Origin of the sequence: Flavobacterium chungangensis, from assembly GCF_042654045.1 — a bacterium.
Classification (GTDB): domain Bacteria; phylum Bacteroidota; class Bacteroidia; order Flavobacteriales; family Flavobacteriaceae; genus Flavobacterium; species Flavobacterium chungangensis.
Map to the genome: position 1 here is coordinate 32,991 of NZ_JBHSFY010000021.1, position 23,923 is coordinate 56,913.

The 23,923-nt window shown below is 33.5% G+C and carries 17 protein-coding genes; 9 read left to right on the forward strand and 8 right to left on the reverse strand.

The window, feature by feature from the left end; genetic code table 11:
- Positions 1-131: 131 nt before the first annotated feature.
- From ACFO3N_RS23520 to ACFO3N_RS23535, 4 genes are all read left to right on the forward strand, one after another.
- Positions 132-1,361, forward strand: coding sequence for a 3-phosphoshikimate 1-carboxyvinyltransferase (locus tag ACFO3N_RS23520; protein WP_379801307.1), 1,230 nt, complete (start codon positions 132-134; stop codon positions 1,359-1,361).
- Positions 1,362-1,767: 406 nt separating this feature from the next.
- The gene (gene queA / locus ACFO3N_RS23525) at positions 1,768-2,817 is read left to right on the forward strand and encodes a tRNA preQ1(34) S-adenosylmethionine ribosyltransferase-isomerase QueA (RefSeq protein WP_095928237.1); all 1,050 of its coding nucleotides are present in this window, start codon (positions 1,768-1,770) and stop codon (positions 2,815-2,817) included.
- 327 nt (positions 2,818-3,144) lie between these two features.
- Positions 3,145-4,419, forward strand: coding sequence for a kynureninase (gene kynU / locus ACFO3N_RS23530; protein ID WP_379801308.1), 1,275 nt, complete (start codon positions 3,145-3,147; stop codon positions 4,417-4,419).
- Positions 4,420-4,775: 356 nt separating this feature from the next.
- Positions 4,776-5,210 (forward strand): YMGG-like glycine zipper-containing protein, encoded by a 435-nt coding sequence (locus ACFO3N_RS23535; RefSeq protein ID WP_379801309.1) that lies wholly within the window; start codon positions 4,776-4,778, stop codon positions 5,208-5,210.
- Between the two features lie 57 nt (positions 5,211-5,267).
- Here ACFO3N_RS23535 and ACFO3N_RS23540 read toward each other — a convergent pair whose 3' ends face one another.
- The gene (locus ACFO3N_RS23540; protein WP_379801310.1) at positions 5,268-7,064 is read right to left on the reverse strand and encodes a hypothetical protein; all 1,797 of its coding nucleotides are present in this window, start codon (positions 7,062-7,064) and stop codon (positions 5,268-5,270) included.
- Between the two features lie 372 nt (positions 7,065-7,436).
- Positions 7,437-8,993, reverse strand: a complete 1,557-nt coding sequence (locus ACFO3N_RS23545; protein WP_379801311.1) for a hypothetical protein — start codon at positions 8,991-8,993, stop codon at positions 7,437-7,439.
- A gap of 108 nt (positions 8,994-9,101) precedes the next feature.
- Here ACFO3N_RS23545 and ACFO3N_RS23550 point away from each other — a divergent pair, with 108 nt between their 5' ends.
- Entirely contained in the window at positions 9,102-11,492 is a 2,391-nt protein-coding gene (locus tag ACFO3N_RS23550) for a penicillin acylase family protein (protein ID WP_379801312.1), read from the forward strand.
- A gap of 340 nt (positions 11,493-11,832) precedes the next feature.
- On the opposite strand, the gene ACFO3N_RS23555 is transcribed toward ACFO3N_RS23550, so the two are convergent.
- From ACFO3N_RS23555 to ACFO3N_RS23570, 4 genes are all read right to left on the reverse strand, one after another.
- A complete protein-coding gene (locus ACFO3N_RS23555) occupies positions 11,833-12,276 on the reverse strand; it encodes a hypothetical protein (RefSeq protein ID WP_379801314.1) in 444 nt (147 codons plus the stop codon).
- 159 nt (positions 12,277-12,435) lie between these two features.
- A complete protein-coding gene (locus tag ACFO3N_RS23560) occupies positions 12,436-13,884 on the reverse strand; it encodes a serine hydrolase (RefSeq protein WP_379801315.1) in 1,449 nt (482 codons plus the stop codon).
- 322 nt (positions 13,885-14,206) lie between these two features.
- Positions 14,207-15,718, reverse strand: a complete 1,512-nt coding sequence (locus ACFO3N_RS23565; protein ID WP_379801316.1) for a serine hydrolase — start codon at positions 15,716-15,718, stop codon at positions 14,207-14,209.
- Between the two features lie 78 nt (positions 15,719-15,796).
- Positions 15,797-16,585 (reverse strand): helix-turn-helix domain-containing protein, encoded by a 789-nt coding sequence (locus tag ACFO3N_RS23570; RefSeq protein WP_379801317.1) that lies wholly within the window; start codon positions 16,583-16,585, stop codon positions 15,797-15,799.
- A gap of 195 nt (positions 16,586-16,780) precedes the next feature.
- Here ACFO3N_RS23570 and ACFO3N_RS23575 point away from each other — a divergent pair, with 195 nt between their 5' ends.
- A complete protein-coding gene (locus ACFO3N_RS23575; RefSeq protein ID WP_379801318.1) occupies positions 16,781-18,232 on the forward strand; it encodes a DUF1254 domain-containing protein in 1,452 nt (483 codons plus the stop codon).
- Between the two features lie 50 nt (positions 18,233-18,282).
- Here ACFO3N_RS23575 and ACFO3N_RS23580 read toward each other — a convergent pair whose 3' ends face one another.
- Complete coding sequence (locus ACFO3N_RS23580) at positions 18,283-18,876, reverse strand: GNAT family N-acetyltransferase (RefSeq protein WP_379801319.1); 594 nt, start codon at positions 18,874-18,876, stop codon at positions 18,283-18,285.
- A gap of 218 nt (positions 18,877-19,094) precedes the next feature.
- On the opposite strand from ACFO3N_RS23580, the gene ACFO3N_RS23585 reads away from it, so the two are divergent.
- A complete protein-coding gene (locus ACFO3N_RS23585) occupies positions 19,095-20,438 on the forward strand; it encodes an FAD-dependent oxidoreductase (protein WP_379801320.1) in 1,344 nt (447 codons plus the stop codon).
- 108 nt (positions 20,439-20,546) lie between these two features.
- Here ACFO3N_RS23585 and ACFO3N_RS23590 read toward each other — a convergent pair whose 3' ends face one another.
- Positions 20,547-22,064 carry a helicase HerA-like domain-containing protein gene (locus tag ACFO3N_RS23590; RefSeq protein ID WP_379801321.1) on the reverse strand — a complete coding sequence of 506 codons (1,518 nt, stop codon included), beginning with the start codon at positions 22,062-22,064 and terminating at the stop codon, positions 20,547-20,549.
- 381 nt (positions 22,065-22,445) lie between these two features.
- Here ACFO3N_RS23590 and ACFO3N_RS23595 point away from each other — a divergent pair, with 381 nt between their 5' ends.
- A complete protein-coding gene (locus tag ACFO3N_RS23595; RefSeq protein ID WP_008464979.1) occupies positions 22,446-23,270 on the forward strand; it encodes a MotA/TolQ/ExbB proton channel family protein in 825 nt (274 codons plus the stop codon).
- A gap of 41 nt (positions 23,271-23,311) precedes the next feature.
- Positions 23,312-23,923, forward strand: coding sequence for an ExbD/TolR family protein (locus ACFO3N_RS23600; protein WP_095928222.1), 612 nt, complete (start codon positions 23,312-23,314; stop codon positions 23,921-23,923).

Sequence of the window (23,923 nt, forward strand, 5' to 3'; positions counted from 1 at the left end):
TGAAATATCGCTCATAAGTTTTGAATTATGAGTTTTGAATTTTGAATTATGAATGTGGAGTGGTAAATTGCGGGGCTGAATTATGTCTCTAATCATTCCTAATTCATAATGCACAACTTACAATTAAAAAAATGAATTTAAAATTAAGCACGAATTCAATATTCACTATTGATGATTCGCAACTAAATATCACTGGTTCTAAAAGTGAAACGAACCGCTTATTGTTATTAAAAGCATTATTTCCAAATATTACTTTAGCCAATACTTCCAACTCAGACGACAGCGAAGTAATGCAGAAAGCATTAGCGGGAAATGATGAAATTGTAGATATTCATCACGCAGGAACAGCAATGCGTTTTCTTACTGCTTATTTTTCGGTTAACGAAGGTAGAGAAGTGGTTTTGACAGGTTCTAGCAGAATGCAGGAGCGTCCGATTAAAATTTTAGTGGAAGCTTTGGCACAATTGGGTGTTGAGATTTCATATGAGAAAGAAGTAGGATATCCGCCAATTCGAATTAAAGGAAAAAAAGTTACAGATTCAAAAGTAACTTTGGCAGCCAATGTAAGCAGTCAATATATTTCGGCACTTTTATTAGTCGCTTCAAAATTAGACAACGGTTTAGAATTGACTTTAGAAGGAGAAATTACTTCGATTCCGTATATCAAAATGACTTTGGCTTTGTTAGCTGATTTAGATATTAAAACGAGTTTTGAAGGAAATGTGATTAAGGTATTCCCTAAAGAATCAGTTGAAACTAAAGAGATGGTGGTAGAGTCAGACTGGAGTTCAGCTTCTTATTTCTTTAGCCTTGTAGCTTTATCTGATGCGGCTAAAATTACTTTAAGCAGTTATAAAGAAAACAGTCTTCAAGGAGATTCTGAATTGGTTTCTCTTTATGAGAAGATGGGAGTGAAAACAACTTTCCAAAACAACAAAATGACTTTGGGAAAAGTTTCTGGATTCAATTACGAAGATGTAAATTTTGAATTGAACAATACGCCAGATATCGCTCAAACTATCGTAGTTACTTGTTTAGGTTTAGGAATTGGATGTCATCTAACAGGACTTCATACTTTAAAAATTAAAGAAACAGACCGACTAGAAGCTTTAAGAATTGAGCTTACAAAATTAGGAGCTAATATTTCTGTTACTAATGATAGCTTGACTTTATTGCGTTCCGAAAAAATAAATCATGATGTTCATATTGCAACTTACAACGATCACCGTATGGCAATGGCATTTGCGCCATTGGCAATAAAAGTTCCAATTATTATTGACGATGCCGAAGTAGTTTCTAAATCATACCCAGATTTCTGGAACGATTTAAAAGCTTTAAACTTTCAAATAACAGAATTGTAATTTTTTTTGAACCATATAAGTGATATAAGTTCAATTAAAATTCAATAAATCATAGCCTCTGGTTTTAACCAGAGGTTTTTTTATGCGTGAATTTGATTGTACTCACAAAGTTTGTCATTTCGACGAAGGAGAAATCTCCGCAAGAAGCTCTACAAAGATTAGCTTATTGGAATGGAGTTACTTGCAGAGATTTCTCCTTCGTCGAAATGACAATAATAGGTTGAAAATGTTTTTTGTAGAAAAAAAGCATTTTTTAGCCATCTCGAAACCTCACAAAATCAAGGACTTTTGAAAATAAACGTCAAAACACTTGACAACGCCTATCTCACAATCGTATATTTGCAACCGATTTAAATTTTTAGATAAACAAATCTAAAAGCTACACTCTAAAATCAACAATTCAAATATGAAATTATCACACTTCAATTTCAATTTACCGAAAGAACTTTTGGCTGAATTCCCAGCAGAAAATAGAGATGAATCTCGTTTAATGGTAATTGACCGTAAAAAAAACACTATCGAACATAAAATGTTTAAAGACGTGATCAACTATTTTGATGACGGAGACGTTTTAATTCTTAATAATACAAAAGTTTTCCCTGCACGTTTGTACGGAAACAAAGAAAAAACTGGAGCTAGAATTGAAGTTTTCTTATTAAGAGAATTAAATTCTGAGCAACGCCTTTGGGATGTTTTAGTTGATCCAGCTAGAAAAATCCGTATTGGTAACAAACTTTATTTTGGTGATGACGATTCGTTAGTTGCTGAGGTAATCGACAATACAACTTCTCGTGGTAGAACATTACGTTTCTTATACGATGGGTCTTACGAAGAATTCAGAAACAAATTGACAGAACTTGGAGAAACTCCAATTCCTAAATACATCAACAGAGAAGTAACTGCTGAAGATGCTGAAAGATACCAAACAATCTATGCAAAAGAAGAAGGAGCTGTAGCGGCACCAACTGCTGGTTTACACTTCTCAAAACACCTTTTGAAAAAATTAGAAATCAAAGGAGTGAACTTTGCTGAGGTAACTTTACACGTTGGTTTAGGGACTTTTAACCCAGTTGAGGTAGAAGATTTATCTAAACACAAAATGGATTCTGAGGAATTGATCATTACTCAAAAAGCGTGTGATATTGTAAACGAAGGAAAAGCAAAGAAAAAACGTATTTGTGCAGTTGGAACAACTTCTATGCGTGCAATTGAAAGTTCTGTTTCTTCTGCTAATACTTTAAATCCTTACGAAGGATGGACAAATAAATTTATTTTCCCTCCTCACGATTTCAGTATTGCAAACTGTATGATTACAAACTTCCACACACCAAAATCGACATTATTAATGATGATTTCTGCTTTCTGTGGACACGATTTAATGAAAAAAGCATACGATGAAGCGATCAAAGAAGGATATAAATTCTATTCTTACGGAGACGCGATGTTAATTCTTTAATTAGAATTTATATTATAAAGAAGACCCGGCAGTTTTTTAGAAGCTGTCGGGTTTTCTGTTGTTTAATGGTTTCAAGTTTCAGGTTTCAAGCTAATATACTTTGTGTCTTTTAACCGCAAAATTCGCAAGGATTTTTATCTAAGCTAACGTTTACAAACGCTAAGTTCGCAAAGCTTTGCGTTCTTTTGCACGTGGCAAACACAAACTGAGTAAAGAAAACCTTTGCGAACTTTGCGGTTAAAAGACACACCACCTATTAACTTGAAACCTTAAACCTGAAACAAAACAAACAATTTTTGTTATTTTAGCAGACAAAACAAAAACACAATGACTTTTCAAAATACACGCGAATTTGCACGAGAGCTAGATTCGAAAGACACACTAAACCACTATCAGGAACAATTTATTTTTCCAAAAGTAAACGACAAACGAGTAATTTATTTTACGGGAAATTCCCTAGGATTACAGCCAAAACGCACCAAAGCTTATGTTGATGAAATAATGGATGATTGGGCAAATTTGGCTGTTGAAGGTCATTTTTATGCTGAAAAACCTTGGTGGGATTATCAAGAAAGATTTGCAGAACCTTTGAGTAAAATTGTTGGAGCGCTTCCGTCAGAAGTTACGGTGATGAATACTTTGACTGTAAATCTTCATTTACTGATGGTTTCTTTTTACCAGCCAAAAGGGAAGCGTTATAAAATTATCTGCGAAGAAAAAGCTTTCCCATCAGATCAATATATGTTTCAAAGTCAGGTCAATTTTCACGGATACAGAACAGAAGATGCAATTGTAGAAATCAAACGTCGTGAAGGAGAACACAATATTCGCTTAGAAGATGTTTTAGCAAAAATTGAAGAAGTTGGAGACGAACTGGCTTTAGTTTTAATTGGTGGAGTAAATTACTATACAGGACAAGTTTTCGATATTAAAACCATTACAGCCGCAGGACAAAAAGCAGGAGCAAAAGTAGGATGGGATTTGGCACACGCTGCAGGAAATATCAAATTAGAACTTCATGATTGGAATGTAGATTTTGCTGCTTGGTGCAGTTATAAATATATGAATTCAGGCCCAGGAAATGCTTCGGGTTGTTTTGTTCACGAAAAACATCATAATTCAGACTTGCCAAGATTTGCAGGATGGTGGGGACACAACAAAGAGCGTCGTTTTAAAATGGAGCCAAACTTTGATCCGGTACACGGAGCAGATGGATGGCAGATTAGTAATCTTCCAGTTTTATCTTTAGCGCCCTATTTGGCTTCTGTAGAAATGTTTGCTGAGGTTGGAATGGATACTTTAATTGCAAAACGCGATCATATTACTTCTTACTTGGAATTTATTCTTCATGAAATTGATAAAGAAGTAGAAAGTACCTTCGAAATTATTACACCTTCTAACCCAGAAGAAAGAGCTTCACAATTATCTGTTTTCCTTCACGGAGAAGGAAGAGCCTTGTTTGATTATTTAATGAAAAACGGTGTCATTACAGATTGGCGCGAACCAAACGTTATTCGTTTAGCACCAGTTCCGTTATATTGCTCTTATGAAGATATGTATGACTTTGGACAAATTCTGAAAAAAGGAATTTTAGGGAAGTAAAAAATAATTTCGCAAAGGCGCTAAGACGCAAAGTTTTTTATTTAAAAAGAAATAATTAAGCGTACCATTTGTCATTTCGAGGAACGAGAAATCGCACTAGTTATTCCGCAAAGTAGGTAGCCAATCTTTGTAGAGTTTGTAGTGCGATTTCTCGTTCCTCGAAATGACAAAAAATGAGAATAAATCTTTGCGTCTTAGCGACTTTGCGAGATTAATTTCATTCAGCTTGAAAAATAAAACGTAGCGAGAAACATCAAAAACTTCAAATCTTATAAACTTTTCAAAAAATTCTGTAATAATTATTATAGCAGATATTAAGTACTTTGTGATGTATAATTTTTTTAAAACTTATAATCATGAAAGGCTTATATATTTTATTGACCGTATTATTTTTAACTTCTTGTCAACAACAAAACAAAGAAGATATAAATAAAGCTAAACAAGCCAGCATTGATTCAATGAAAGTTGAGATTAACAAACAGCGTGTTATCGATTCGATGAAGACTGAAATGGCGAAATTAAACGAGGAAAAGATCGAAGCTCAAAAGGAGAAAGTTGTCGTAGTGCATCAACAAGCCGCTGCTACAACAACAGCTGCTGCACCAGCAAAAAAGAAAGGTTGGAGTGCAACTGCTAAGGGTGCTGTAATTGGTGCTGGAGTAGGTGCTGCAACTGGTGCAATTGTCAGTAAGAAAAAAGGCGAAGGAGCTGTTATTGGTGGTTTAGCGGGAGCGGCATTAGGAACTGGAACAGGAGCTGTTATTGACAGTAAAAACAAAAAGAAAGAATAGTTATTCTATAAATAAAAAACAAACCCCAAATTAGTATCTAATTTGGGGTTTTCAATTTTAAACCAACTCTGAAACGGGAATTTTAATACCAACTAATTCTGATTTACAAGAATCGAGTTGATCAAGATGACCCTTAAAGACTGACGTCGATTCAAATAAATTTTTATAATATTCAATTCCATCTAACAGATTAGATTTAAAAGAATTCCATTTTTTAAGCTGAGCGGCTGTAAGTTCTCCAGAAATAGATTGTATTTCATTGCTAAAATACGTAATATACATTTTAAGCTCTTTTATAAACAAGTTTGGGCGCTCAGTTCTAATGATTGATTTTCCTTGATAAATATGCTGAATCATATCTTTTAAAGAGACTTCCTGATCAAAATAAGCTAAGTTTGGCCCAGGACAAATTACTACGCCTTGTGCCTGACCTTTTATTTTAATGTCATTTTCTAGATAAGAAGCATTGGCCAGACCAACACAAAGACATGATTTTTCGGTGATTTTGATTTTGCTTTTCTCAAATTCATCAATAGATATCGTATCTTTTTTTGCTTCTAATTCTTCCAGTTTAATATCCTGATATTTTTTTGAAGCCGTACAAATTCCGTGAGGGTCGTATTCTTTGCTTAAAGCTAAAAATTTCTTCGGACAAGAACTTCCGGCTTTGTTTTCATGAATTCGTTTTTGCTTTAAAAATTCATTAGTAGTTCCTTTCAAAGTATTAAAAGGAACTCCCAAAGGAGAAATATTACTTAAATAAAAATCATCTTCTTTGGCATTCATCAATAAATTACGAGTTTCTTTATCGACAGATGTCGCTTCGGGAACCAATAAAAATGGCGAACCCCAACCTACAGAATCAACGTTATATTCGTCTAATAAAAACTCATGTTCTGCTGCAGTTCCAACACCGCCCTGAACCGTAATTTTTAATTCTAAAGGATTTTCTGGAATAGGCTGATTTTTTGCCTGTAAAGCCTTAATCATTAAATCGTGGGCCGATTGTACCAATTGTTCTTTTTTCTGCTTAAATTCTTCTAAAATCGTGCCCAATAAGAGTCCGTCGGTTGCAAAGGCATGTCCGCCGCAGTTTAATCCCGATTCAATTCGATATTCTGAAACCCAAAGACCTTTTTTTGCCAAGAAATTTCCTTGAATCATAGCCGATCTAAAATCACTTACTTTTAAGATAATTTTCTTTTTCAGTTCATTATTTTCATTTGGAAAAAAATCTTTGAAGTTTTCGAAGTAACCAAATAATCTCGGATTCATTCCAGCAGAAAGAACGACAGAAGATTCCAAATTACTGTTGGCAAAACCTCTCAACGCAGCATGAGCATCATTGAACTCAATTGGAAGCTGTTCGTTTTTGACAAAATTATCTTTGTCCAATTTGGTCATAATGTTAACGTCGATTTCTCCTGGAAAAAGATTGGTTTCGATATAATTTTGGATGTTTTCTTTAAAAGCAATTCCGTCATCCAATAAATTATGAAATCCTTTTTTAATATCAGAAGTATTCGGCAGCATCGACATAAAGTTTTCTAAAGCCGTTTTGCTTTCTGCCAATTCTGTTTTAAAATTTTCGAATTTCTCTTTTACAATTTTATCGACTAAATTTAAATAAGAGGTAATTCTTTCAGCGCGGTAGTCGTGAAATTTTTGAGTGATTTCTTCGTAAGGAATATTGAATTTTGTGCTGTAAAAATTACGCATCTTCTCAATCAGATCATCGTCTGCCAAAGCAACAACCGACGAAATTCCGTACTGCGCTACTCGAATAGGACTGTCAATAGTATAAGCCAATCCCATTACTGGAATATGAAAAGTATGCAGTTTATTTTTTGTCATTTGTATTCGGATTAAAATAGGAACAAATGAAGAAAAATAAATTTTCCTAAAAGCTGATAATTGTCAGGTTTGTAAGTAAAGTTTTTGCGCCACGACTCTAGCGACAGCTAACAGGCGAAGCAATTCACGGTTTTTATTTAAAATGATTAGATTAAAAATATTTCTACGAATTGTAAAAAAATATAGCCCGCGGTTTCAACCGCGGGGAATGTATTGTGAGAATGTGTTATAGAAATGCGTTGAGGAAAATTTTTGTAGAAATTTGTTGCGTTCCTGCGGTTGAAACCGCAGGCTATGTTGCCAGAAAGATTGAAAAAATAATTAGTGAATTGCTTCGCCTATTCGCTGTCGCTCGAGTCGTGGCATAAAAAACTAAATCAAAATCTTCTTCAATGATTCTGCAATGCTTCTCCACAAAAGATTGTAGAACGATCTGTCTTGAAGACGTTCTACCTCGACTTCAGCGGATTTGGGTTTTTCTTTCGAATCGTTTTTGACTAATAAATTAGCAACTGCCGTTTTGAGTTTGGCTTCTTTTTCAGGATTTTTCTTTTGGTATAATTTTACTTTCAGATCTTCATAATCCAATGAAGCATTTCCTTTCGATCCGTTGTCGTTTCCGTAGAAATTAAAGCGGTATCTATTGAAAGTTCCGGTAAAAGTACTGTTGATGTAAGGTTTAGTGAATCTTGTCATAGCTCCAACATCAAAATTTGAAATCACACCTTGAATATGAAATCCGTCACTTTTGTCTAAAACATTAAAACGCCAATCTACATCAAGCGGAGAATTCTTCATGAAAATACATTTGACTTTAATTTTTACATCATCCGTTTTTTTCAGACCAAAACCGCTTCGCAGATTCGTGGCTTGTAAATTGAATTTGTCAAAAGTTAGCATTCCTGGCCCTTTAGCAAAATCAAGTTCTTCTTCATAAACCAATTTCGATTTAAGAACTTGCAAAGTATCAATTTGAAGAGGGAATTTTAGATTTCGCAATAAATGATTGTAAAGATATTTTTTGCTTGGATCGTCTTTTACCGTTTTTCCGCGGTAAATATTAGCATCAAAATGATTAATCACCAGCGAATTGGCTTTGAAATAAAAACGGTCGTTTTTGAAACCCCAATCCATTTTTTCAACTTGCGCCGAGTCAAATTTTAAATTATAAATATCCTTTTCTTTTTCAAGGCGTTTTGTAAATTCTCTTCGGCTAAACTGAGGAAGATTAGAGAAATTATTAATCTTTAAAAAATTCTTTTCAGTACTTATTTTTCCAATGTTGATATGATAGAAACCATTTGGTCTGTAAAATAAACTGTCACAAACCAAAGCATAGCTTTTATATTGAAGCGGAATTTTTTCTTTTAAAGTGGCATCAGTAATTAATATGCCTTCCAGTTTTAAAAGAATTTTTTTAATGCTGAAAATCGGCTTTTCCGTATCGAGAGAAACCACATCGACCGTTCCATCGTTCAGGTAAATATTGGAAACGGCTATAATTTTACGAAAAGGATCTACAATTTCGGTTCTAATACTTTTGCTGTTGTTGATCAGTTTCTCGCCTTTTTTATATAAAATGACTCGCGGTTTATTGATAATAATACTTTCGGCTTGAATAATGTCGCGAAACGCTAAGTCCCAAATATTAAAATGTTTAATCGTAATAGACTCAATTTTGGCGAAAAGCCCATTTTTACTGTCTTTTGGCTCATTTTTAGGGCTTACCAATAAAGTCTGTGCATTAATATTTCTGGAAAAAAGAGAAACTTCTATTTTTTCATAATTAATATTATATGCAGTTTTATTTTTTTCGTGAATAATGATGGGAAGCTGTTTTTTGATCCAGTAATTCAGCCCGATGTTGGCAAGAATTACAAGTGCAAGAAGAGAAATTACGACAATCGCTATTTTTTTATATACAGACATTTATAGGATTAATTTTAAATACATAAATTTAGACTTTTAAAGACTGTTGTCTCTTATAAGATTTTGAAGAAAAGTTACATTATTACGAATTTCATCCTTTTTTAGAATATGAGAATAATTAAAAAAATCCTGCTGACATTATTGGTGGTTATTGTAATTCTTGCGATTGGTTTGTGCGCTTATATTTTTCATCTAAAACCAAAATATGAAGGCTCAGTACAATTAAATAATTTGGAAAAGGAAACCACAGTCTATTTTGATGATTTTGGAATACCTCATATTTATGCAGATTCTGAAAAAGATGCCATGACTGCACTTGGTTATGTACACGCGCAGGAAAGATTATGGCAGATGGAATTGTTACGCCGAATTGCGCCTGGACGTTTGTCTGAAATCTTTGGAGGTGTTGCGCTTAAAAATGATAAATTTTTTGCTGGAATTGGAATCGAAGAAGCTTCAGCGAAAGCCATTGCCAAATTGGATAAAAACAGCGAAAGTTATAAACTAACTCAAGCTTATCTGGATGGAATTAATCAATATCTGGAGGAGGGCGCTACGCCGATAGAATTTACTTTGGTTGGTGTAAAAAAACAAAAGTTCACCATAAAAGACGTTTATAATATTTTTGGCTACATGTCTTTCAGTTTTGCCATGGCGCAGAAAACAGATCCTTTGTTAACTGATATTAAAAATAAATATGGTGTCGCTTATTTGAAAGATTTAGGTATTGAAGGAGAATTCAATAATACGAAAATTAAAATCTCAAAAGAGAAGACTGAAGAATATACCGAGATTTCAAAATCTATAACAGCAATGCTGGATCAGTCTCCGATTCCGCCATTTGTTGGAAGCAACAGCTGGGTTGTTGGGCCACATAAATCGAAAACAGGAAAAGTTATTTTTGCAAATGATCCGCATATCGGATTTTCACAACCTGCAACTTGGTACGAAGCACATATTGTAACGCCAAAACAGGAATTGTATGGGTGTTATTTGGCTGGAACTCCTTTTCCGCTTTTGGCACATAACAGAGATTATGCCTATGGTTTAACGATGTTTGAAAATGATGATATCGATTTTTACCAAGAAAAAAATAAAGCAGACGATGCTTCTCAATATCAGACCCCAACAGGTTTCAGTAAATACGAAATCAGAAAAAAAACAATAAAAGTAAAAGATTCTTCAGATGTTGTCTTGACAGTTAAGATTACGCGTCATGGTCCCGTTATGAATGATTTTATAGATCGTTTAGAAAAGAAAAATCCAATTGCAATGTCTTGGACTTATACCAGAGAGCCAATCCAGATTCTAGACGCGGCTTATGGACTTTCGCATGCCAAAAACACTACTGACTTTAAAAAGGCAGTTTCTTTAATTGCAGCGCCAGGATTAAACGTTATGTATGGCGATGCTAAAGGAAATGTGGCTTGGTGGGCGAGCGGGAAATTGTACCGACATAATGAAGGCGTTAACACGCATTTAATTTTAGACGGTTCAAGCGGAAAAGATGATATTACCAGATTTCTAGATTTCGAGCAAAACCCGTCGGCTGAAAATCCAGAATGGGGATATGTTTATTCTGCCAATAATCAGCCGGAAGCTATAGATAATGGTTATTTATATCCAGGATATTATTTGCCAGAAGATCGCGCCAAAAGAATTTCTGGGATTTTAGATGCCAAATCAGATTGGGATAAAGAAGCTATCAGTAAAATGATTTATGATAATACTTCAGATGTTTCAGTTGAAGTTTCCAAAAATTTAATAGCAAGTTTAGATAATAAGCCACTTTCTAATAATGAGAAGCAAGTTTTAAACGTTTTAAAATCTTGGAAAGGAACAACAAATATTGAAGATGTTGCGCCAACTATTTACAACAAATGGATTTACTTGTATTTGAAAAATACGTTTGAAGACGAAATGGGTAAAGACAACTTCAATTTATTTCTAGGAATTTCTTTAGGAAAACAAGTTATTGCCAATCAGATAAAAAATGAAAATTCGGTTTGGTGGGATAATATCAAAACAAAAAATGTAAAAGAAACTAGAACAGACGTTGTTTCAAAATCTTTTCATGATGCTGTTATTGCTTTGCAGAATCAGCTGGGAGAAAATGTTTCAGAATGGAATTGGGGAAAAGTACATACGGTAGAACACGAACATCCGCTAGGAAAAGTCAAAGCGCTTCGCGGATTGTTTAATGTGGGACCTTTTAATTCTCCAGGTTCAAATGAGGTAATCAATAATTTATTCTTCGGATTTAATGATGAAGGAAAATATTACACGAAAGGCGGACCTTCAACAAGAAGAATTGTCGATTTTGCAGATATAGAAAACAGCTGGAGTATTTTACCAACAGGACAATCTGGAAATCCTTTCAGTAAACACTACGACGATCAAGCCGAAATGTACAACGCAGGAAAGTTTAGAAAAATGAAATTGAATAAAGAAGAGATTATAAAGACTTCGACCAAACTGATTTTGAAACCTAAGAAGTAGCTTTTTTGTTTTAGGTTTTAAGTTTCAGGTTTCAAGTTGCAACCTTTGTCATAGTATAGAACTTAGAGTGTAAGGAACTTTGATAAAAAAAATATAATGAAGTTGGTTTGTGCATTTTTGTGATTTGAGAAATAACAAACTATAAGTTAATTTAATTCCTATCTTCAAATATAGCCCGTGGTTTCAACCACGGGAACACAATACGAGGTATGATAATATTGCATCCCCGTGTTTGAAACCACGGGCTATGTTTAATTAATTTGCATGTAAAAAATGAAAAAGATGTTGTGAATCAAAAACACTTTGAACATTTGTCCCTTTGTAACTTTAACTCTAAACCTTACTTAGAAATATACTTCCCAAGCACAATATCATTTGCAAAAATGTTCAAATTATTAATCAGAACTTTATTGTTGGTCATCACATTTTGTGTTTGATAAGTTGGGTCTTTTTCATAGGCTTTTAATAAGGTTTCTAATTCAACTTCGTCAAATACAACAAAACTGTTGTAAATCGCATCTCTAAAATTTTTGTAGTTAATACTTTGGGTAATTTCCATTGCCTTTTGGTCATTCCAACCTTCTTTTGCTGTTGCTTCATTTATTTTTGAAAGACAAAAATCAATAACATAGTTTTTATACCGAGTTGCTTCAACAATTTTATCGATTATGATTTTGTTCTGCTGACTAGGCATCAATGGCTGATTGCTTTGAGATAAAGATTTAGAAGAAATAAAAAGACAAAGCAACGCAACCAGAAAATGGTTTTGGTTTAAATTTTTCATAGGTTATTCAATTATTTTGGGTGAGGCTAAAATACTATTTTTAAAAAATAATTTCCCAATTTCGAATGTCCCAAGTTGTAACAAAAAACGCCGATACAACAACTTTTAGAGCTATTGTATCGGAGCCATTGTAAGAATTTAATCTAGAATACGCTGTCTTTATTTTTTAGAAAGTTCTTCTAAAACTTTTTTTCCACCTTCATTTGTAGGATCCAATTCCACCGATTTCTTGTAGTTAGCAATGGCCAGTTTTTTATCTCCATCAGCCAAATAAGCTTCACCTAAACTATCATAAACATTTCCAGATTTTGGGAAAGTATCAACGTTGATTTTGAAAACTTCGATAGCTTCTTTCTTTTTTCCTGTTTGAAGTAATTGATATCCAACTCTATTCATGTCACCTTCTTTAATGGCATAAGTTGGATCGTTTTTTAGTTTTTTGTAAGTTTCTGTTCCTGCTACTGCACCTTTTTCGTTATAAACATCTAATAAATCAAGAGCCAGTGATTTTTTTGGCTGGTTAAAAGGCTGATTGTATAATATTGAACGTATTGCAGTATTCATTTCTCCCAAAACAGTTCCTCCAGTATTATTCAATAAAACCACAAGATTTTTATCTTTCGGAATGCGAGAAATAATAGTATTAAATCCGTTGATACCGCCACCGTGTTCAATAACAGATAATTTATCATTTCCGTTTGGCACTTCGTAAGTTGACCATCCGTATGCGTAAAAACCATTCCATGCTTTAATGTAAGGTTTGAACAAAGATTCCATAGATTTTTCAGAAAGCAATTTATTGGTATAAAGCGCCTGATCCCACAAATACAAATCTTCTACAGTAGAATACAAAGATCCTGCAGCGTAAGGAATACTCATATCAATATAGGCCGCATTTACAATTTTCTTTCCTTCTTTTTCATAACCAGCAGCTCTGTTTTTTAGAATTATGTCACTGTGATCGTAACCGGAGTTAACCATTTTTAAAGGAGTGAAAATAGTTTCTTGTAAATTCTGCTCATATGTTTTGCCTGTAATTTTTTCTATAATGTACCCCAATAAAAAATAACCCGAATTACTGTAATTAAATTTTTCGCCTGGAGTGAATTCAAGTGGCAAACTAGAAAATGTCTTTACAAAAGCTTCTGGAGCATAAGGATTTCTTGCTTTATCTTTAAAGAAGTTAGGCGCACTGGTATAATTTGGAATTCCAGACGTATGTGTCAATAAATGATGAATGGTGATTTTATCTCCGTTTTCTTTTGGATAATCTGGAAGATAAGTGGTAATAGGCACATCTAGTTTTATTTTTCCCTCTTCTGCCAATTTTACGATTAAAAGAGCAGTAAACTGTTTGCTGATAGAACCCAATCGGAATTTGGTATCAGACTGATTCGGAATATTCCATTCCATATTGGCAGAACCAAAACCTTTTTTGAAAATTACTTTTCCGTTTTCTGCCACCAAAGCCGAACCGTTAAATTGTCCGTATTCGTTGTATTTGTTTAAAAGTTGTTCGATTTGCTGTGCTTTATCTTGAGCAAATGTGCTAAATGACGAAAGCTGAAAAGCGACAAAAAGCACAATAAGTTTGATTGATTTTTTCATAGTGGATTGATTATGGTTTAGATTAATGAAATTTGTTTTTGATTGATGATTGAAACTTCTTGAATGAAATAAACAGATGTTCTAAAAGGTTAGACGATTGATTTGCGATTTGGTTTCAAGATTAACTCAAAATTTTTATTTTTTTTCGAATATAAAAAAGTAGAGCACAGACCTTTTACTTAAAAAGTAGGCCTATGCTCATAACTAACAAATATTTTTAGTGCTATTAAGCAGTTAAAATTTTACTTATGTATACTAATAAAAGGATAAATAATTTGGACATGTTATTCAGATTAAAGTTAATATCTGATGGCGATAGCCATTATTTGGTTTCGATATCGACTATTTTTCTGCCGTTTTCTCCTAAATAATGAACAACTATATTTTCATAAACTTTGTAGCCATCATCAACATTGGTAAAAATGATTAAACCTTGTTTCGTTTTTGGAAGCATAAAAACAATAGTTTGAACGCCTTTATCGGCTCCGCTGTGAGAAAGCGCATAATTTTCGTTTCCTAAATCATAGATTTCAAAACCCAAACCAAAATATTTGTTTTTTTTCGTCTGGACTTGATGCGAAATCATATCGTCAAAAACCTTTTTGCTTAATCCTTCGCTGTTCATTACACTAGATAAAAATCTGCCGTAATCTTCAACTGTAGTCAAAAAATCGTCTGCAGCGCTTGCGGTTTTATTTTTAGTCGGATCGTAAGCATTACCGTCTTTGTCATAATTAACGGCATATCTCGAAAGATCAATTTTATCATTCCATATGAATTGAGAATCGTTCATCTTTAAAGGAACTAAAACTAATTCTGAAGCCAATTGATCTAATGTTTTGTGAAATTTTTTCTCTAATGCCTTTCGCAGATATTCAAAACCTTCTCCAGAATATTGGTATTGCGTTCCAGGTTTAAATTTGAAATCTAATTTTTTAGATTCATTAAAATCCCTCCAATTCGGAAAACCAGTTTGATGGCTTAAAATAATTCTTGTCGTTAATAATTTATGATTAGGATTTTTAGCTATATCTGGATCAATCCAATATTGATCAAGCGGTTCGTCTAAATTCCATTTTCCTTGCGAAACCAATTTCAAAGCAACAATTGCAGTTACTGGTTTGGTTAGCGAAGCAACATTCCAAATCGTGTTATAAGGCGCGGGAACATTTCGTTTCAGATTACCAAAAGTTTTTATTTGCTTCAGTTTTCCATCCGAAATAATTCCAATTCCTAAAGCAGAAACATTATTTTCTTTTAACCATTTTTCCGTTACTTGATCATTGTCAAAAAGATCAGATAAGCCCGCCGTAGAACTAGTCATTTGATGATTGTAGCTTAGCGATCTTGCCAATTTCCACTCTTTATTTTTTAAAAGCCAAAGATGCGTGAATTTGGCAAAGCTTCCTGCTTGTTCTGGATTACCAGCAGAAGTTTCATAAAAGCGATGCGTTCCCATTTGAATCGCGCCGTATAAAATGCCATTTTTAAATAATGGATAAATTTCGGTACTCCCAGAAATTAGTTCTCTGCGATAATTATATTTTCTAGTTGGAGAACAAATACCACTTTTAAAAGTCTTTAAAAACCTCGCTTTATCCGAAACGCTGTCTTTGTCATGATAAAACTCGAAATCTTCAGTATATAAATTTTCGAATTGTTTTATATCGCAAGTATTAAAACCAATATCAAATAAAAGACTGTCTTTTGACATAATAGTTTTATACAAAGTAGAGGTTTTTTCTTCTTGAGAAAAACCAATTTGTATTTGAAAGAGTAAAATTCCAACTAAAATACTTTTTAATTGAAACAAAAAGGGATTGATAATTTTCATTTTGATGATTGATTGACGATTATTGATTCTGCAAGAATACTTCAATCAAAAGTACCAAAATTGTATAAAAGCGAAATTTTATCTTTTTTGCGAAAGAAAATACAAATCAGGATTGAACATTTTTGGAGTTGTTTTGGTCACATCTTTAAACTTTCTGATAAAATGCGATTGATCGAAATATTTATTATAAAGTGCAATTTCGGTTAAACTCATTTTCTCTAAATCGGCGTTCAGCATTTGATCGACCGATTTTCTGAATTTTAAAATCTGAATGTATTTTTTTATCGTAAGTCCAGTCGCGGTTTTAAATTTTATTTGAAGTAAACGTTGTGAAGAATTCAACAACTTTCCTATTTCAGAAACCGAAATTTCATCTTCGCGAAGTCGTATAATTTCACAGATTTTTTCAATTATATTTTGATGCGAATCTGCTAATGCTTCAAAATAAGCATTAATTGTTTTTAATAGTATTTCAATATCAGATTTAATCTCCACTTTAAAAGGCAATTCGGCTGAATTAATTTTAATAATCGAATCTGTAAAATTGCTCAAATCGTACTTAGGAAACAGAGAAAGCGTCCAAGTATGCAACTGGATTATAGTAACTTTTGTTTTCGGCTGAATATTAACGAGCACTTTATTAGTCATTTGAGAGCAGAAATAAATGTCTTCATTCATTTCGTATTTGTTTTTACTCGTATGAACTTCGATTGCATTTCCGCTCACAATTGCCAAATTAAAACAGCCATTTGGCAAAACCAGTTTATTTTCAATCAGGCTTTCGCCGATGCTGTTATTGAGACACCAAATTTTATTGACAAATCGTTCTGCTTTAGGACTGACGTAATGTTCTGAATATAATTGCATTTTAAGTTTGATTTGCCAATTTGATTTCAAATTTAGGCTAAAAATAGGATGAAGTAAAAATGAATGCCCATAAAAAAATAGGTTTCATTTTATAACTTGAAACCTATTTGAAGAGTGTAAGTAGCTAATATTGTATGGACTAGATTTAAATTTGATTGGAGTTTTGTCCCTAATTTAAGTTTAAATTTAATTATTATGAAAAAAATCATTCCTTGTTTGTTTTCTTTACTGCTCTTTTCAACAGCTTGTAAAAAGGAAAATACGTCCGAAACCAACGCGGATAAAAATATTGGCAAGTCTCAGAAAACTGAATTTCATGCTGATAATATTAAAGATAAAATACTATATCAGAGAGCTGTTGACGCTGCAATTTGGGGAATTCCTGCAGTCAATTTCCAGTTAATGTACAAAGAGCTGGAAAAGATTAATGGTTCTTATAATCAAATTGTGTACTGGCCTGGTCTGCTTAACTGGAAAAACCAGACATTGACTCCAAATCCTGATGTTATTTATTTAATGCCTTTTTTTAATACCGAAAAAGGACCTGTTGTACTTGAAATTCCTCCTGCTGATAATGGGGTTTTTAACGGAAGTGTTATGAATTGCTGGCAGGCGGCAATTGAAGATGTTGGTCCTGGAGGAATGGATAAAGGAAAAGGAGGAAAATATATTATTCTGCCTCCAGGTTATGATAAAGCAAAAATTCCTTCTGGTTACTTTGTAATGCAGTCTGATACTTATCGCGGTTATGCGCTTTTGCGTTCTGTGCTAAAGAGCGGAAGCCCTATAGATGTAAAAGCAGCAGTTGAATATAGTAAAAGAGTAAAATTATATCCTTATTCTGAAGCTTCAAATATTCCAGAAACAATATTTGTAGATGCTACAAAAACAATTTATGATTCTTCTATTAAGTACGATGAGAGCTTTTATGCATCACTAAATGAAATTGTGCAGGAAGAACCTTTTTTGGAGCGTGACAGAGCCATGATTGATCCGCTAAGAACTATAGGAATTAGCAGGGGAAAAAGTTTTGCTCCAGATGCAAAAACCAAGGAAATATTTAAAGCAGCTGTAAATGAAGCTAGAGATTGGCTCATTTCTAATTACGAAGGTAATAAGCCCTTTTATGAAGGTACTAATTGGTTTTTTCCTGCAGATGAAGAAAACATAAAGAGTGTAAAAAGTTCTTATCAAATAAAAGAAATTTATCCGATTGATAACCGAGCAGTTTGTTATATGATTGCGTTTTTTAGTGCAAAACATATAGGAGAATCTCAATATTATCTTATGGCTATTAAAGATAAAGACGGCAATGTACTAAATGGTAATACTTCATATCGTGTAACAGTGCCAGCAAATGTTCCCGTAAAACAATATTGGTCAATGACAGTTTATAATAGAGAGACCCATACATTTATTAGAGAGGCTAAATGGGCAGGGCGATCGTCTCAAACGCCTGGCATTAAAAAGAATAGTGATGGGGCCGTAACGCTGTATTTTGGGCCAAAACCACCCGCGGAAGGTGAAAGCAATTGGATTCCGACAGATCCGAAAGGAGATTTTGAAATACTCGCAAGATTCTATGGTCCAACCAAAGAATTGTATGATCAATCTTGGAAGTTAAATGATATAGAAAAGGTTAATTAATTCAAAACAGAGCCGGTTTTTAAGAATCGGCTCTGTTTTTTGTCTAAGTTTTAAATAAATTGTAAAAAATACTCTTCTTTAGTATTTTCCCATTCTTCAGAAATAATACTAAAATAAACGTCATCTTTACTCTTTCCCTCAGAATCGACGTAATTGTTTCTGAAAATGCCTTCTTTTACAGCGCCCAGTTTTTCAATAGCTTTTTGCGATCTTATATTTTCAAGATCGGCGCTGAATTGTATTCTTCTAAATTGAATTTGTTCGAAACCAAAATTTAGCAATTCAAATTTACAAGCTTGATTTAATCCTGTTCCTTGAAATGCTTTTCCGTACCAAGTCCAGCCAATCTCACATTTTTGACTAGCGTGATTTAAGTAACCGTAACGTGTACTTCCTGCAACTTTGTTAGTCGCTTTGTCAATTATTAAAAATGGATAACAAATGCCGTCTGCTTTCTGTTTTAATGTGCTTTTTATATAATTTTCGAAATCTTGATCGTTTCGAACGTACATTCCCATATATTTCCAGATTTCGTCGTCAAATATAATTTCTTTGAGTTCTATATTTCTTTCGTTTTCAAAAGGAATCAAAAGCACTTTCTCGTTTTCTAAAATAATCTCCGATTGGATAATTTCGCTGTTCATGAATTTTGTTTTTTATGGAATGAATTAAATCGAAAGCAAAATTAGTTGTTTAATTTTTGCGAATAAATCCAATAAAATAACAATTTGTTATATTTTTAAAATATCAAAAAAGAGGATAATCTTTGTGAATCACTATTTACAAACAATTTGTTCATTTATTTTAAGGCTCATGTATAATTATTAGTTATTTTTACGACCCAATATTAGATTTTCCCTCGATGCAAACATCTTTAAAAATTGCTGTTGTTGGTTCTGGACTTGTAGGATCGTTACTGGCAATTTATCTTAAAAAAGCTGGTCACTCTGTTCATGTCTATGACCGTAGTCCAGATATCCGAAAAATAAATTTTTCTGGACGTTCTATTAATTTAGCAATGTCCAACCGTGGCTGGAAAGCTTTGGATGCAGTTGGTGTTGGCGATTCAGTTCGAGAAATTGCAATTCCGATGGATAAACGTGCCATTCACTTGGTAGACAAACTAAATTTTCAGAATTACGGTCAAGAAGGAGAATCTATATATTCTATTTCAAGAGGAAAATTAAACAGAAAAATGATCGATCTTGCTGAAGAAGCTGGAGCAGAATTTCATTTTGAACAGAAAGTTTGGGACGTTACTTTAAACGATGCTACACTTCATATTGGCGAAAGCGAAAGAGGCGAGTGGGAAGAAAGAAAGTTCGATATGGTTTTTGGTGCCGATGGCGCTTTCTCTAGAATTCGTCACAGAATGCAGCGCCAGAGCATGTTCAATTATTCTCAGGAATTTTTGAATATGGGATATAAAGAACTAAATATTCCAGCAAATCCAGACGGAACACATAAATTAGATAAAAACTCATTTCATATTTGGCCACGAGGCGAGTACATGTTAATTGCGCTTCCAAATCTTGATGGAAGTTTTACTTGTACTTTGTTTATGCCTTTTGAAGGCAAAAACTCATTTGAATCATTGATAGACCGTAAAATGGTCGAAGATTTCTTCGAGAAAAATTTTCCAGACTCGATTGAAGTAATTCCAGAACTGGCAAATGATTTCTTTAAAAATCCAACCAGTACTTTGGTTACTATGAAATGTTTTCCGTGGACTTACGAAAATAAAATTGCCTTAATTGGAGATGCTTGTCATGCCATAGTTCCATTTTACGGACAAGGAATGAATGCTGGGTTTGAAGATATCACCGTTTTGAGCGAAATGATTGAAAAGTACCAAGACGATTGGAAAAAAATATTTGCAGAATATCAGATCTCAAGAAAACCAAATGCAGATGCCATTGCAGAACTTTCCTATCGAAATTTCTTAGAAATGAGTACCAAAACAGCAGATGAAAAATTCTTACTGCAAAAGAAAATAGAAAAAGTCTTTTCAGACAAACATCCAGACAAATGGATTCCGCTTTATAGCCGTGTTACTTTTAGTGATCGTCCATATGCTGAAGCTTTGGCAATAGGAGACTATCAAAACGGAATTATGGAAGAGGTTCTTAGAATGGAAAATATAGAGAACATCTGGAACAGCCCAGAAGTTGAAAACAAGATTTTAGCATTATTAGAGCAGGCTTAAGTTTTTATACCTATTTATATACGTAAATATAATCTTTACACATAATAATAAACCCGACAGATTTTCAAGAATTTGTCGGGTTTTATATTGTAAGTTGGTTTAGTTTTTTTATTTTTTAAAGATTTTAGTCAAGACACCAAAAACACCTCTTATAAAAGTAGCGCTAGTTACGACTTTCAAAACAGACTTTGTAACAACTTCTGTAGTGCTTGGTCCTGTTTTTGAAGATTTAGTGGGAGCTTGTGCTTCTTGTTGTGCTGCAGCTTCTGTCGCTTCTGCCAGTTTTTTGTTTAAAATTTCAAAAGCACTTTCGCGGTCAATTTCTTCGGCATATTTTTTAACTAGTTTCGATTTGCCGTTTATTTCATCAATTTCAGATTGAGATAAAACATCCATTCTGCTCATTGGCGCTCGCATCATGGTCGCAACAAGCGGAGTCGGAATACCTTTTTCGTTAAGCGCCGTAACTAAAGCCTCTCCAATTCCTAAACTCGTTAACAATTCATCGGTCTTATAATAAGGAGAAGTAGGGTAGTTGTCGGCTGTCTTTTTAATTGCCTGGCGGTCATTTGCTGTAAAAGCTCTTAGCGCATGCTGAATCTTTAGTCCCAACTGAGCTAAAACACCGCTTGGAACATCCATCGGGTTTTGGGTAACAAAATAAATTCCAACACCTTTAGAACGAATTAATTTTACGATTGTTTCGATTTGCTCTAATAGCGCTTTACTCGCCTCATTAAAAATTAAATGCGCTTCGTCAATAAAGATGACTAATTCTGGTTGCTCTGCATCTCCTTTTTCGGGCATTTTCTGATAAATTTCAGCCAAAAGACTTAACATGAAAGTCGAGAATAATTTAGGCTTATCTTGAATATCCGTCAAGCGGATGATATTAACGTAGCCTTTTCCATTTTCATCAATTCGCATTAAATCATCGGTTTCAAAAGACAATTCTCCAAAAAACAAATCACCGCCTTGCTGCTCTAATTCTATAATTTTTCTAAGAATGGTTCCTGTTGTGGCAGTTGAGATCTTACCATAACTAGCAACAATTTCATCTTTACCTTCCTCAGTAATATAATTAATTACTTTTTTGATGTCCTTTAAATCCAATAAAGGCATTTGTTTATCATCGCAATATTTGAAGATAACCGCTACAACTCCAGCCTGCGTATCATTTAGGTCTAAAATTCGAGAAAACAGTACAGGGCCAAATTCAGAAACTGTAGCACGTAGACGAACTCCATTCTGTTTAGACAAAGACATTAATTCAACAGGAAAAGCAGCTACATTATAAGGTACATTTATTTTAGCATGACGTTCTGTAATAAAACCCTCCTCTTTACCTTCTTTGGCTATACCGCTAAAATCTCCTTTAATGTCCATCATTAATACAGGAATTCCGGCATTAGAAAGTTGCTCCGAAAAAACCTGGATTGTTTTGGTTTTTCCGGTTCCAGTTGCACCAGCAATTAATCCATGGCGATTTAAAGTTTTCAGCGGAATTTTGACATGTGCTTCCGCAATTGGCTCACCGTCAAGCATTGCGCCTCCAAGTATGATGCTGTCTCCCTTTGAAGAATACCCTGTATTTATATCTGCAATAAAATTCTCTTTTTTATTCATGTTTTTATTTGTAATTTAGATTGTTATATGAGTATTGCTTTGTTTTTGGATACTTTTTATATGGTTTTTTTTAGTAAGAAAAAGCTTTTTTTGATTGAAAATTTAATAAAAAAAAAATTCGCAGCTTTTTAAGAAGATATCAAAGGAATCTTTGAATATTTACTAAAACGTTGTAATTTTTCTAATTATCGTCCTTTTTTTTGTTTTATTTAAAAAATGACGCCGCCAATTTAATGAGATATTTTTTAAATCGAAGTTAAATTTCGGTCAATTAAATTAAAAAAAGTTTTTTTATTTAAACTAAACGTATAAATTTGCTCCTCTACAAGTTAAATATAACTAAAAAATAAAAATTATTTAAAACTATTAAAATTAAAAAAAATGGCAAACGTTAAAGTTAAAAAAGAAAGCACTTCAAATGGCGGAGGAATGATCACAGGAATCATTATTGTAGCGTGTATCTTAGTAGGGGTGTTTATTTGGAAAGTAATCATGGGGGATTCTGCTAACTTCGAAGGAGGTAATCCAGAAACAGGACATCCAATCAATACATTAGGTCAAGTATATAAAGGAGGTTTCATCGTACCAGTATTATTAGGTATGTTTTTAATGGTTGTTGTTTTTTCTATCGAAAGATTTATTGTTATTGGTAAAGCTGCTGGAAAAACTAACCTTGACAAATTCATGAAAAGCGTTCAAGGAAGTATTAAAGAAGGAAACATCGAAGCTGCTATCGCTTCTTGCGATAAACAACAAGGTTCAGTTGCAAACGCAATTAAATCTGCTTTGGTAAAATACCAAGATGTTAAAAAAGAAGGATTCAACAGTGAAGAAGCTTCTGAAGTAATCCACAAAGAAATTGAAGAGGCAACTTCATTAGAAATGCCAATGTTAGAGAAAAACATGACTATTATCTCTACTTTAGTATCTTTAGGTACATTAGGAGGATTATTAGGAACTGTATCTGGTATGATTAAAGCGTTTGGTGCGTTAGCTTCTGCTGGTACTCCTGACCAAGCTGCTCTTGCAACAGGTATCTCTGAAGCACTTATTAACACTGCTACAGGTATCTCTACTTCTATCTTAGCAATTGTTTCTTACAACTTCTTTACTGCTAAAATTGACGATTTAACTTACTCTATCGATGAGGCTGGTACTACAATCGTGAATACTTACAGAAAATTCAGAGGAAGTTTAAGACAATAATTAATTTTTGATTTTATATCAAAAAAATAAAATAAAAGATAATGGCTAAAATAAAAATGAAAAAAAAGTCTACATCGACAGATATGACTGCGATGTGTGATGTAGCGTTCCTTTTGCTAACGTTCTTTATTTTGACCGCTACTGCTAAAGTGCCTGAGGCATTGCCTGTAGATATGCCTGCTTCTGTTGCAATAAGTAAACTGCCAGATACTGATTTGGCTATTATTACAATAGGAAAAGGGAAAGTATTTTTTGACATCAAAGGAAGAGAAGTTCGTAAAAGAACTCTTGAAGGAATGGGGGCAAAATATGGTATTGAATTTTCAGAAGAAGATAAAACCAAATTTGCTCTTATGGATGATTTTGGTGTGCCAATTACAGGTTTGAAGCAAATCATTGATATGAAAGCGGCTGACAGAACCAAAGCAAACCAGCCTGGAATTCCTTTGGACTCATTAGATAATCAATTAAAAGAATGGCTTCTAATTTCTAGAAGAGCTACAATTGATTTGGATGACAAAGAATTGCAGATTGCGATTAAAGGAGATGCTAAAGAAGAATATCCAAGAATTAGAAAAATCATGGATATTTTGCAAGATCAGAAAATCAATTCCTTTAACTTAGTTACTGGTAAGAGAGGAAGAGACTTTTAA